This is a genomic window from Collimonas sp. PA-H2 (assembly GCF_002564105.1).
Lineage (GTDB): Bacteria > Pseudomonadota > Gammaproteobacteria > Burkholderiales > Burkholderiaceae_D > Collimonas.
Window position 1 is genome coordinate 3,399,282 of sequence record NZ_PDBX01000001.1, and the last position, 12,973, is coordinate 3,412,254.

Genomic DNA, 12,973 nt, shown 5'->3' on the forward strand with positions numbered 1-12,973 from the left:
CCTATGCCTTCTCAACCTTGACCAGGAACGACTTGAATTCCGGCGTTTGTGAATTGCCATCTCCCACACCCGGTGTCAGCGTGTTGGCGAGATAGCCCGGCTTGGTCAAGCCCTTGAAACCCCAGTGGATCGGGATGCCGACGTGATGCACAGGTTTGCCTTCAATCGTCATTTTCTTGATGCGCTTGGTCACCACGGCGACGGCGACAATATGGCCGCGCTTGGAGCTGACCTTGACCCGCTCGCCAGCCACCACGCCGACTTCCTTCGCCAGGTCCTCGCCGATTTCAACAAATTGCTCTGGCTGGATGATGGCGTTGAGGCGGGCGTGCTTGGTCCAGTAATGGAAATGCTCGGTGAGCCGGTAAGTGGTGCCAACGTGCGGGAAGGCGTCAGCCTTGCCGAACATGGCGCGATCATCCGGGAACACGCGCGCACCAGGATTGCTGGTGGCTGCCGGGTTCTTCGGAAACAGCGGGTTATAGCCGACCGGCGTTTCAAACGGCTCGTAGTGCACCGGGAACGGCCCTTCGGCCATGCCGGCCTTGGCAAAGAAACGCGCCACGCCTTCCGGGTTCATGATGAACGGGCCCATGCCGCCGGCCGGGGCTTCATCCACTTTGAAATCGGGGATGTCGACGCCACCCCATTTCTGGCCGTTCCAGCCGATCAGCTTGCGCCTGGCATCGAACGGCTTGCCGTTGAGATCGCATGAGGCGCGGTTGTACAGAATCCGCCGATTGGCCGGCCATGCCCACGACCAGTTGAGCGTTTGGCCAATGCCGGTCGGATCCGAGTTGTCGCGGCGCGCCATCTGGTTGCCGGCTTCGGTCCAGCAGCCGGCGAAGATCCAGCAGCCACAGGCAGTGCTGCCGTCGTCGCGCAGTTCGGCAAAGCCGGCCACCTGTTCGTTTTTCTTGCGCACGATCTTGCTTGCATCCTTGGGGTCGGCCAGGTCGCTCAGTGCGCGGCCATTGTATTCCTTGGCCAGCTCTTCCGCGGTCGGATTTTCCGGATTGGCATAGGGCCAGGAAAGCTTGACGATGGGATCGGGATACTTGCCGCCATCCTTCGCATACATCTTGCGCATCTTCAGGAACAGGGTCGACATGATTTCCAGGTCGCTGCGCGCTTCGCCCGGAGGCTCCGCGCCTTTCCAGTGCCATTGCAGCCAGCGGCCGGAATTCACCAGGGAACCTTCTTCCTCGGCGAAGCAGGTGGTCGGCAGGCGGAACACTTCGGTCTGTATCTGGCTGGAGTCGACGTCGTTGAATTCGCCATAGTTTTTCCAGAATTCGGACGTCTCGGTGGCCAGCGGATCCATCACCACCAGGAATTTCAGCTTGGCCAGGCTGGCGCCGATCTTGCCCTTGTCCGGGGCTGCCGCCAGCGGGTTGAAACCCTGTGCGATATAGCCGTTGACCTTTCCTTGCTTCATCAGCTCGAACACTTGCAGCATGTCGTAGGGCTTGTCCAGCTTGGGCAGGTAGTCGTAGGCCCAGTTGTTGTCCGCGGTGGCGGCATCGCCCCACCAGGATTTCATCAGGCTGACGTGGAATTTGCCGTAGTTCTGCCAGTAACTCAGCTGGTTGGGACGCAGCGGCTTGCTGGCGCGGGCGGCGATGTACTTGCCGAAATCCTGCTCGGTTTCCGACGGCAAGGTCATATAACCCGGCAGCAGATTGGTCATCAGTCCCAGGTCGGTCAGCCCCTGGATATTCGAGTGGCCGCGCAGGGCGTTCATGCCGCCGCCGGCGATGCCGATATTGCCAAGCAGCAGCTGCACCATGGCGCCGGTGCGGATGATCTGCGAGCCGATCGAGTGCTGGGTCCAGCCAAGCGCGTACAAGATGGTGCCGGCACGCGTCGGCGAGGCGGTGGAGGCCAGCATCTCGCACACTTTCAGAAATTTATCCTTGGGCGTGCCGCATACGCTTTCCACCATTTCCGGCGTATAGCGCTCGTAGTGATGTTTCATCAGGTTGAACACGCAGCGCGGATGCGCCAGGGTCGGATCGGTCTTGACGAAACCATCCTCGCCCAGTTCGTAATCCCAGGTAGTCTTGCTGTAGTTGTGCTTGTCCGCGTTGTAGCCCGAGAAAATCCCGTCGTCAAAGGTAAAGTCTTCGCGCACGATGAAGCTGAAGTCAGTGTAGTTCTTGACGTATTCGTGCTGGATCTGGTCTTTCTCCAACAGGTAGCGGATGACGCCGCCGAGGAAAATGATGTCGGTGCCGGTGCGGATGGGCGCATAGAAATCGGCGACCGAGGCCGAGCGCGTAAAGCGCGGATCGACCACGATCAGCTTCGCCTTGTTATGCGCCTTGGCTTCGGTCACCCATTTGAAACCGCATGGATGGGCCTCGGCCGCATTGCCGCCCATGATCAGTATTACATCCGCATTCTTGATGTCGACCCAATGATTCGTCATCGCTCCACGGCCAAACGTCGGGGCAAGACCTGCCACCGTCGGACCGTGTCAGACACGCGCCTGGTTGTCGAACGCCAGCAGCCCGAGGCTGCGCATGGTTTTGTGGGTCAGGTAGCCGACTTCATTGCTGCTGGCGGACGCTGCCAGCATGCCTGTGGTCAGCCAGCGGTTGACAGTCAGGCCTTCCGGCGTCTTTTCCACGAAATTGGCGTCGCGGTCCTGTTTCATCAGGGTGGCGATGCGGCTCAGCGCGTCGTCCCACGACATGCGTTTCCATTCCTTCGAGCCGGGCGCCCGGTATTCGGGGAACTGCAAACGGCTCGGACTATGCACGAAATCCAGCAACGACGCGCCTTTGGGGCAAAGCGTGCCGCGGTTGACCGGATGGTCCGGATCGCCTTCGATATGGAAGATGCTGGCCTTGGCATTCTTGGCGCCGTCGCCGAGGCTGTACATCAGGATTCCGCAACTGACAGAGCAGTAGGGGCAGGTGTTGCGGGTTTCGACACTGCGCGTCAGCTTATAGCTGCGGACTTCGGCCAGCGCGGGCGCCGGTGAAAATCCCATGAGCGCCAGGCTCGAGCCTGCCAGGGTAGCGCCAGTCGTTTTAAGGAACTGACGCCGCGACATGTGAACCATGGGTAGACCTCTCTTTGTGCAGTAATGCCACAGCGTTCGGAATATGCTGTTTTATTATAGGATGGATTATTGTTTGCCAACAGAGGGAAGTTTATTCGTCCTGCTGGCATGGAAAATCGTCCGGCGCCATTTTGGCGGGATCCTAGGCATATTGTTTAATTGATAATTATAGTGCCATTTTAGAAACCCTGTCTGGGAGAAGCTATTTCCGAACTACTGCCACCAGATTTAAAGATGGCTGCACATTTGTCGCAATTGTTATGTGGGATTCATCAAAATTGAATTGTTGCGGCGGGCCAGACGACGCGCGTTTACTTTTTAATGCATGAAGCGCATTCAATAGTTTCACCCTCAAGAACCTTGGTATAAAAGGCAGTGTGAAGGGGAGCGTTATCCATTTCACTTTTGTGCAGCGCCGCAGTTCTACGCCAATCACCTCCTGGCGGCCGCTCATATGTTGTATCTGGACGTCCGGAAAAATTCTACTCAAAGTTCTTCGGAGCGAATTCGTACTGTATTCACGGATGTGCCAGCGATTCCAGGGAGACTGGAAGGGCAGTAAGCGGTTGCTGCGATCCGGAGTTGCCAGCAGCAGATGTCCGCCAGGTGCCAGGACGCGGCGAATCTCCGATAGATAATGCGTGGTTTCTTGAATGTGCTCAAAAACCTGAAACGAAAGTACCGTGTCAAATGACTGATCCGGAAACGGCAGGCGGCCATCTGGTGCGCAGCGGTGGAAGCCAAGGTTATCCGCTGCATAATGTTCTATGGCGTACGCAATGGCGTCGTCCGCTACATCGACAGCATCTACATGAGCAGCAGTTTTTGAGATGCGTGCGGAGCCATAACCGCTGCCGCAGCCATAATCGAGAACACGTTTTCCCCTTGTGAACTGTTCGGCAAAATTGTAAGTGGCGATATGCATTACATAGATGACATAGTCTTCGAGCGAAGAGTGGTAATGCTCAACGATCATTCTTTCGCCGGTAGGTTCGAGATTCATGGAGTGGGATGCAGATAGTGATTAAGAAGAATATGCTGTGCGCCGTGAAAAAATAAGCGCGGCATAGGCAACCAGGAAGCAGAAGCTATCACCCAATATGGTCGCCAGCCTGAAGGCGACGATGATGAGAAGAGCGCTTGATCCTGGGTAGCTGGCGCTGAGCATGCCAAGCATGATCACTTCACGAACACCTAAGCCCGCGGGCGCGCCCGGTGTAAAAAAACCGGCGACCCAAGCCAGGGAAAAACTGGCTAGCAGCAGCATGAAATCATGTTTTGCTTCTGGCAGTAAAACCATCGCTATCAGGAAAATCCCAATGCCAATCGTGACGTAGTTCAAACAGTAGGCCACCAGAGCTTTCAGCAGCGTAATCGAATGGGGCAGCAGTCCCGCCAGCGATGAACTATCGTAAGCAGGAGCAAACCGTCTGAGCAAGCGCGGTGCCAGCGGACGATAAAGCAATAGCACAATGATTAACAGCCCGGCCAGCACCGGAATGAAAATGGTCTGGTGTGCAGACGTAAAGCTGGCAAGACCAGCTTGTGAGAAAAAAGCGCCAGCCGTCCCAATCATTAAAGCCGCTAGCAAGGCAAGCAAGGTTTCAGAGAATACGGTCAACAAAAATGGCTGAATGGAGATGCCACGCGTCATCGACATTGCAGCGCGGCCAATATGCTGTCCGACGTTTCCCGGCAGATATTTCGCCATCTGAGTGACGCCCATGATCATCGATAGCTCGTGCCACGAATGAGGGCAGCCGATATCGGCAAGCATGCTTTTCCAAGCCCAGGCGCTCACCGGAATAATGGTTGCGTAGAGCAGCGCCGCCATGAGGATGGCTGCTAGCGCCGGACCGGTAAGATAATGCGTTATATCTGCAATGGTCAAGGTCTTGACAGCATATCCCATGAAAGCAATCATGGCGGCCAGGCCAATCATCAAGCCTAACAGGCGGTAGATTCGTTTTAGCATCGGCGTCTGGCCTTGACGACATAGCCGCTACCCAGGTCGCTGTTAACGAAAATGCTTTGTATTGCGGAAAATATCTGCAGCGCCCACTTTCCCGGCGTTGAGCTTAACAGAGGGTAGAGCGTCATGTGCGGCTTACGGTCGGTGCCGCTCCTGTCATTATTTTGACGACGGTTCGCGTTGTCGTTCTGGGCATTGTTGTATATGCGACGAGCATAGATAGGTGCGCTGATCCATTCGGTCAGATTCGTCAGTGGAAATCCGTAGCATTCGAATATTTCCACCTCCAGTCCGGCATTCTGCAGCACAGCAATCAGCGATTCGCGTTCATAACGCCGAAAATGTCCGGCCCATTTGTCGCCTGCGCGCCATAACTTCATGTGGGCTGGTACGGACAACAATAGTTGCCCACCCGGCTTGATCCACGATGCCCACTGAGCCAATGCCTGCTGGTCATCCTCGATGTGTTCAAGCACGTCAAAGGCGCACAGCACATCAAAACAATTTTGCCATTGGGTGCCGGGAAGTGCATGAAGCGGAATGTTCTGGCCAAATTTATCGGCTACCGATTGCGACAATATGCGAGCTTCTGCAGAAAGTTCCAGAGCCTCGCACCGGAATCCATTTTTGGATAGCTCAACCAGCAAGGCTGCAGCGCCTGATCCGATCTCCAGCAGCCGTCCGGATGGTATTTTGTGCATCAACTGCTGGATACGTGCCCGCCGCATCAGGTAACGTGGTGCAGGAACCCAACCCAGTTCCGGAACTGCTGGTCCAAGCATGGGGTCAATTTTCATTGTTGATCCTGAAATTTTCTTTTGTCAGCAGCCATTTATGGAACTGCGCTCCAACGGCTGCAGCGTCAATCTTGCGAGTGAGGTTAACGTGGCAATGTGTTGTGCCATCATTTACCGGCATATCTGCATACGATTTCACTACATTTGCTAGCGCGCCAGCATCGCCTGCAGGGATTAGAACGGTACATGGAGGACTGTGTTGCAGAAGCTCCCGAATTGCAGGGGAGTCCCGCGTAATCAATGGTTTTTGTGCCGCAATAATCTGATAAACCTTGTTCGGTATGACATTGGCAGCCTTCTTCGAGTTGCCAAAAATGCCGAGACAGATATCCGCTTGTTGAATCCAAGTGATCAAATCCGGATAATCAACCCATTCAAGCCAGCGCAGGCGAGGCAAGGGGGTGTTTGCAAGCAGCTCGCGGATACGCGGCGTTTCTTGCCCCTTCCCGATCAATATCCAATCTATTTCTTCGTCACGCAGCAAGCCGGCGGCTTCTACAATATATCCGATCCCATGTAAGGGAATAAACTGGCCGTAGAACAGTACTTGCAAGGGTTTGCGCGGGCGGGGGAAGGGTGCAGGGGAAGCTGGAAATTTTTCTGTTTCCACGCCCACCGACACCATGCCGCATTCGCCGCCATGCAAACGAAAGAGTTCTTCCACTCGTCTGGCGTGTGCTTCTGTATCCATGAAGACACCGTCGGCCGCTCTGACGGCGAGCCATTCCAGCCCCCACAGCAAACGGGCAACTGGATGGCGGACACCGAACAAACGCCGGTCATCGACGACAGTATCGTAGGCCGAGATAAATACATCCCAAGCTACCGGCGCGCGCCTCAACCAGGCGAAGCAGCGGATGACCAATACATCGAACAAGCCTGGGTAGCTGACCAGAACAAGAGCATGTGCCGGCAATCGCAGATATCGCCAGACCAGGGATGGATAGCAGGAAAAGAGACGGAACATAAAGGTGAGCTTGCTGAAGACGCCGCTGATCTGGCTTTTGTCTTCGATACCGTTCCAGATATCTGTATGGCACTCGATCAATTCAAAGCCGTTTTTCCGGATGCCGTCGCGCAGCAACCTTACCCTTGGTTTGCCAATATCATAAGTACCCCACAGGACGATTTTCATATGGTCTGCTTAAGCGGCGATGTCGTCAGGTGACGACACCAGTTGCATATCTTGATCAATCGAATGATCCAGGACTGCGTTTGCGTCTTTGTCGTCCCTTAACCGAAAGCGTACGTCTTCGGTCAGTTTGCGGTTGGCTGCCAGCAGATCCGCCAAAAAAGCTACCAGCATGGTCTGGAACCCCATTCCCAGCAAAACGGCGCCGAGAATCAAGGACTGTATGTGGCCGCCGCCTTCTCCGACGAAATATTTCCACATGAAGCGCAAGCCAACCAGGAGGCCAGCACCAAACAACACCGCGCCAATCGATCCAAAGAAGCGAAAAGGACGATAGATGATGAAAATCCTGACGATAGTGACTATGCTCCGCGTTACATACGATGAGATGCTTTTGACCAGCCGTGACGGCCGCAAATCGCCATTCACCCGGATCGGCACCGAGGTGATGCTCATGTTTTTCTGGCCGGCCTGGATGATGGTTTCCAGTGTGTAGGTGTAACTGCTAAAAACAGTCATGTTTTGGGCGGCAGTACGGCTGATGGCGCGAAAGCCGCTGGTGGCGTCCGGGATGTCGGTCTTGCTGGCGACACGGACCACCCAGCTGCCTAATTTTTGCAGCAGCTTCTTCAGCGGCGAAAAGTGCTTGATTGTCTCAATCGGACGTGCGCCAACTACGATATCTGCTTGGTTAGCGACAATAGGGGCCGTAAGAGCAGGGATATCATCCGCATTGTATTGATTATCAGCGTCAGTGTTGACAATAACGTCCGCTTTTAGATGCAGGCTGGCTTCCAGTCCTGTCATGAACGCACGTGCCAAGCCTTGATTGCGAGTATGGCGTACAACATGGTCGACGCCATTTTTCCGGGCAACCTTGACAGTATCGTCGCTACTGCCGTCATCAACGATCAGCCATTCGACGCTATCAAACCCTGGGACTTTTCTAGGTAACGCTGAAAGCGCGATGGCGAGGGTTCCTGCCTCGTTATAACAGGGAATTTGGATAATCAGTTTCACAATGCTCTGTTTCTTCCGTATTTGATGCATGCGGTGAAAAAATCTGCTGCCCGGTTTAATGTAGCTTTAATTTAGTGGGCCAAAACAATATCGAGATGCTTAAGCCGCATAACAGGGTTAGCACGATCACTTGGGTAAGTTTCTTGTTGGATGTTGTAACTGCGTCGATGGAGAAGATAAGCGCCTGATTCAGTTCCTGATTATTGAGACGTGCTTCCCCCCGCGCTGTATCTGATGTCATCCAAGCCGTAATGGCCTTACCCGGGAGACTATTGATGCCTTCAAAGACAAGCTTGATGGGCTTGTCAGCGATATTTTGTAGGGGCAGGGCATCAAAGCAAAACGGTTGATAGACATTGTCATGAACTTGATGCGCATTGAGTAAAATTTTTTGTGAAAAATGTTCTGCTTGCAAGCTAACGGAAAAAATTCCGGTATTGTCTCGATCGTTGAAGTTTGCCAATAAAAGATTAATGCAAAGCGTGTCTGATGCGTTCAATCTTGAATCTTTGAACCAGTTCCAATTGATGGGTTGCTCAAGATGAAAACCGGCTATCAATTCACCGACAGGTACCTGCTTTAATATTTCTGGTGGAGCAAGGACAGTATGTTTATATTTTTTTGAATATGCTCCGCTCAAAAAAATAAAAATAAAAACTATAAAGCTGGCTATCCATAAAAAAAGAACGGAAAATGATTTTAGATATTTCATAATTAATATGAAAGATAAAATGGGATTGCTTCTTTAATATAAAAAGAAAATTCTGCACATGCCAATAGAATAGTCCCAATTTTAATAATGAGTCCAGGAATGCGTAATCGCATCAATACAATCGAAGCGGATAATAATATCAAGGGAATGATTGGGTAAAAATATCTCCCTTGCACCGCTCGCAAAACACCTTCTGCGAGATAAGCGCCATAAATATGGTATAAAAAAATGGAGCCAAAAAATAACGTTATTATAAATCCATAAAGAGCAATTCTATCAGTATCATTTAATGGGAAAAAAACTAAGGAAAATGCCATAATTCCCAAAAATATCGATATTGGAACAAAGGAAAATACAATGGATTTAAAATTGTCAGGATCGTTAAAGCTGGCGTGGCCGATGAGAATGGCGATAAATGATGCAAAGAAAATACTGCCAATGAGTAATTTGAATAGATATTTATTATTTACAAGGTGAGAGTTTATTTTCAATATTATTGAATAATCATTATGAAGTGTTTTATCTTTTTGAATTGAATGCCATGCCAATTTTGAGATGTAAATCAAGCAAAAGCACGCCATAGTGAATAAAACGAACAAAAATATATCGTATGGCACACCATTCGCTGTAATTCCGTTGAATTCTAAATGACGTGGCAACACGTCATATTCAAGAAATAAATTTCCTTGAGAGAATTCAATATGCCCTAACATGCCATAAAATGTATGAGCTATTGACTCGAATACCGGTTGTGATTTTATATACTCCGAAAAACTTTGATTTAAAGCAATTTCCAATCCTGGCTTTCTATTTGTGCCAGATGTATATAGAGGAGATCCGAAATATATATAATTTCGGATCATCCATATTGCTGGTATAGATATTGAAGTCAGGGTAATTCCAATTGCGTGTTTGATTCGATTTGATCGCGGAAATTCGAGGATTAGAATAAATATCATCGGAACTAGAAAAACCAATGGAGTCATCATTTTTGTTCCGCCAGCAATCGAGAGCCATATTGCGCATAGATACGCACTTTTCATTTCTCGTTTGAGAATATAGCTGGCAAAGAAATGAGTGGCCAAGGCAGAAAATAGAAAAAGAGACATATCATGATTGGTGCCCGAAGATAAGTGTGAAATCATCGGGATAAAACCAATTGATGCTGCGATTGCCGTTGCGCGTGATGAATCCAATCCAACAACCCTGAAAGTCCGAAAGAGAACCAGCAAAAGCAAGGCTCCGGATAACGCGGATACGATACGCGGCAGAAAATAAAGAATATCTACATTACTGGTTATCAGGCTTCCTATTTTTAACGGTATTGCTGCAATAATGTAATAGATAGGAGGATGTTGGGCAATCCAGTTATATGCTGGTTGAGATTCGGTAGTTTTCTCAACATATCCCATAATGTCGGCGCCTATCACCGACTTTCCCGTCGAAGGGGGGCTTAGTACGGGGATCCCTTTGCCGTATGCAATATCCTGGGTGTATGCAAAATGCCCGATTTCGTCCGGAACAGCTGAAAATGGTGTTATGCAAAAAGATAGATACAGTGCTTTGATCAGAAAAAGCAAAGATATTAAAAGCATTGAGAATGGATATTTTTTAGAAATATCTTTTAAATTCAGCATGTATCATTTTCTTTTTAAAAATGTAAAAATTTTAATTTTGAAATATTATGACAGCTGTTCACCGAAATCATATCCGGATTGGGGCGATATGATTTTCATGGAAATTTAGATGAAAAATATGGCTCAATGTATTATTTTGTATCGCTGTGTATGTGGCGGGGATAAAAAATTTCGATTTTTGTTTATATGAACTAACTGTAGTCGAGCTAGATTGTTAGAAATAATAAAAATCACAATCTGTTTCAATTTTATGTTTTGATATTTTTGATGAAGTTACTTTATAGTCAATTACTGTTGTGCTCAATCAGAGTTCTGGGCTAAGAAACTCCCGTCAGCCTTGCCTCGTTCGGGGGAAGACCTATCTTGGCAGTTCACGCCATCATTGCAACGCGGCATAATACGGACATGGAACAACAAATTATTGAAATCGATATTGCCGACTGGCAGATCAGCACGCCCAACTCAGCCTGGATTTCCGCGCTGGAGGCTGGAAAAGTACTGTACTTCCCCCATCTGAGCTTTGCCTTCACCGCCGACGAACAGCGCTTCCTGACGCCGGCAATCCGCGACCCTAAAAGTCGCAACATCAGCCTCGACGCCAACGGCAAACTCAAGGGGGCGCTGGGCGATGCCGCCGACCAGGCCGCGCTGGCCTGCATGATCGGCCGTTTCCGCAGCCAGGCGCAGCAACTGATTCATTCCTTGCTGCCGGCCTATGCCGACACCCGCAGCGAACTGCGCATGGCGCCCACCAGCTACCGGCCGATGCAGGTGGAAACCCGGGCCCAGTCCTGGCGCGCCGACGACCGTCGCCTGCATGTCGACGCTTTCCCATCGCGCCCGAATTACGGCGAGCGTATCCTGCGCGTGTTCGCCAATGTCAATCCGGATGGCGTGCCGCGCGTCTGGCGCGTCGGCGAACCGTTCGAAGATGTCGCGCAGCGATTCCTGCCGCGCGTAAAAAGCTATTCGCGCTGGCAGGCGCAGGCGCTGAATGCCCTGCACATCACCAAATCCCTGCGCAGCGAATATGATCATCTGATGCTGCAGCTGCACGACGCCATGAAATCCGATCCGGACTATCAAAAAAACGGTCCGCAAGTAACACAGCCGTTTGCCGCCGGATCAGTGTGGGTATGTTTTTCCGACCAGACGCCACACGCGGTAATGGCCGGCCAGTACATGATGGAACAAACCTTGCACCTGCCGGCAGCCAAGCAATACGATCCGGGCGCCAGCCCATTGGCGATCCTGCGCCGCCTGACCGGCCGCGTGCTGACCGAATGAAGGCTGCATCGGGTTTTGATGCAGGCCGGGCCTGGCGCATCCGTTTGCTGTATTCCGCAGTGTGGTGGCTGGCGATGCCGATGGTATTGCTGCGCTTGTGGCGGCGTGGCGGCAAGGAACCGGGCTACCGCCAGCATGTGGCAGAGCGTATCGGTTTCTATCCGCCGCTGGCATCGCAATTTGCCGCGCGCAAATTCATCTGGGTGCATGCAGTGTCTGTGGGTGAGACCCGCGCGGCCGAACCCTTGATCAAGGCCTTGCTCGACGCCTATCCCGAGCATGCGATTCTGCTGACGCACATGACGGCGACCGGACGAGACACAGGCAGGCAATTGTTCGGGCAGTTGCCGCGTGTGCTGCAATCCTTTCTGCCGTACGACACCGGTTGGATGGTTGGCCGCTTCCTGCGCCATTTTTCGCCTTGCCTGTGCCTGTTGATGGAAACCGAAGTGTGGCCGAACCTGATCGTCCAGTGCGGACGCTTCAAGGTGCCGGTGGCGCTGGTCAATGCTCGCCTGTCGGAGCGTTCCCTGCGGCGCGGCAAGCGCTTTGCTACGCTGATGACAGAGGCGGCCAGCGGAATGTCTTGCGTCGGTGCGCAAACCGATGCAGACGCCGGACGCTTGCGCCAGCTCGGTGGCGGCAATGTGCAGATTACCGGCAACCTGAAATTCGACGTCACGCCGTCGCCGGATTTGCTGGCGCTTGGCGCTGCGCTGCGGAAGCAGATTGGTCGCCGTTCAGTGCTGCTGTGCGCGAGCACCCGTGAGGGCGAGGAAGAATTGATCCTGGCGGAACTGTCCAAGCGTTTGCAAGATCCTGCCAACCTCAGTTTGCTGCCGACCGATTTGCTGGTGGTGATCGTGCCGCGCCATCCGCAGCGCTTTGACGAAGTGGCCGCCATGGCGGCGGCGAAAGGCTTGTCGCCATGGCGCCGCAGCAGTATGGACAAGCAGCCGGTGCCGGCCCACGTCAAGGTATTGGTCGGCGATTCGATGGGCGAGATGTTCGCTTATTACGCCATGTGCGATGTGGCTTTCGTCGGCGGCAGCCTGCTACCGATGGGCGGACAAAATCTGATCGAAGCTTTCGCGGTCGGCAAGCCGGTATTGATCGGTCCGCATACTTTCAATTTTTCCGATATCACCGAACAAGCGATCGCTGCCGGCGCGGCGCAACGAGTGAGCGACGTCGACAATATGTTGGATGCAGCCTTTCATCTGTTGCAGAACGATTTGCAACGGTTAGCGATGGGTGAGCATGCCGTCCAGTTCGCGCGACAACATCGCGGGGCAACTGCGCGCACCGTGGCGTTGCTGACGCCATTTATCAGGGGTAACTACTGA

The 12,973-nt window shown here is 52.2% G+C and carries 10 protein-coding genes; 2 read left to right on the forward strand and 8 right to left on the reverse strand.

From position 1 onward, the window contains the following. Position 1: 1 nt before the first annotated feature. The 8 genes from fdnG to BCF11_RS15605 form a co-directional block, all read right to left on the reverse strand. Complete coding sequence (gene fdnG, locus BCF11_RS15565) at positions 2 to 3,070, reverse strand: formate dehydrogenase-N subunit alpha (RefSeq protein WP_143751338.1); 3,069 nt, start codon at positions 3,068 to 3,070, stop codon at positions 2 to 4. Positions 3,071 to 3,272: 202 nt separating this feature from the next. Next, positions 3,273 to 4,073, reverse strand: a complete 801-nt coding sequence (locus BCF11_RS15575; RefSeq protein WP_098495535.1) for a bifunctional 2-polyprenyl-6-hydroxyphenol methylase/3-demethylubiquinol 3-O-methyltransferase UbiG — start codon at positions 4,071 to 4,073, stop codon at positions 3,273 to 3,275. A 21-nt stretch (positions 4,074 to 4,094) separates the two neighbouring features. After that, on the reverse strand, positions 4,095 to 5,045 hold the full coding sequence (locus BCF11_RS15580) for a lysylphosphatidylglycerol synthase domain-containing protein (protein ID WP_098495536.1): 951 nt from the start codon (positions 5,043 to 5,045) through the stop codon (positions 4,095 to 4,097). After that, positions 5,039 to 5,839 carry a bifunctional 2-polyprenyl-6-hydroxyphenol methylase/3-demethylubiquinol 3-O-methyltransferase UbiG gene (locus tag BCF11_RS15585; RefSeq protein WP_098495537.1) on the reverse strand — a complete coding sequence of 267 codons (801 nt, stop codon included), beginning with the start codon at positions 5,837 to 5,839 and terminating at the stop codon, positions 5,039 to 5,041. Before BCF11_RS15585 ends, BCF11_RS15580 begins: the two co-directional genes overlap by 7 nt. Next, entirely contained in the window at positions 5,829 to 6,974 is a 1,146-nt protein-coding gene (locus tag BCF11_RS15590) for a glycosyltransferase (RefSeq protein WP_098495538.1), read from the reverse strand. Before BCF11_RS15590 ends, BCF11_RS15585 begins: the two co-directional genes overlap by 11 nt. Before the next feature lie 9 nt (positions 6,975 to 6,983). Then, entirely contained in the window at positions 6,984 to 7,991 is a 1,008-nt protein-coding gene (locus BCF11_RS15595; protein WP_098497524.1) for a glycosyltransferase family 2 protein, read from the reverse strand. A 55-nt stretch (positions 7,992 to 8,046) separates the two neighbouring features. After that, positions 8,047 to 8,703, reverse strand: coding sequence for a hypothetical protein (locus tag BCF11_RS15600; RefSeq protein WP_098495539.1), 657 nt, complete (start codon positions 8,701 to 8,703; stop codon positions 8,047 to 8,049). Positions 8,704 to 8,705: 2 nt separating this feature from the next. Next, positions 8,706 to 10,340 carry a DUF2142 domain-containing protein gene (locus BCF11_RS15605; protein WP_098495540.1) on the reverse strand — a complete coding sequence of 545 codons (1,635 nt, stop codon included), beginning with the start codon at positions 10,338 to 10,340 and terminating at the stop codon, positions 8,706 to 8,708. 405 nt (positions 10,341 to 10,745) lie between these two features. Between BCF11_RS15605 and BCF11_RS15610 the strand changes: the two genes are divergently transcribed. Together BCF11_RS15610 and waaA are read left to right on the forward strand one after the other, a co-directional pair. Further along, positions 10,746 to 11,627: a Kdo hydroxylase family protein gene (locus tag BCF11_RS15610; protein WP_098495541.1), complete on the forward strand. Its 882-nt coding sequence runs from the start codon at positions 10,746 to 10,748 to the stop codon at positions 11,625 to 11,627. Beyond that, positions 11,624 to 12,973, forward strand: coding sequence for a lipid IV(A) 3-deoxy-D-manno-octulosonic acid transferase (gene waaA / locus BCF11_RS15615; protein WP_233212498.1), 1,350 nt, complete (start codon positions 11,624 to 11,626; stop codon positions 12,971 to 12,973). Before BCF11_RS15610 ends, waaA begins: the two co-directional genes overlap by 4 nt.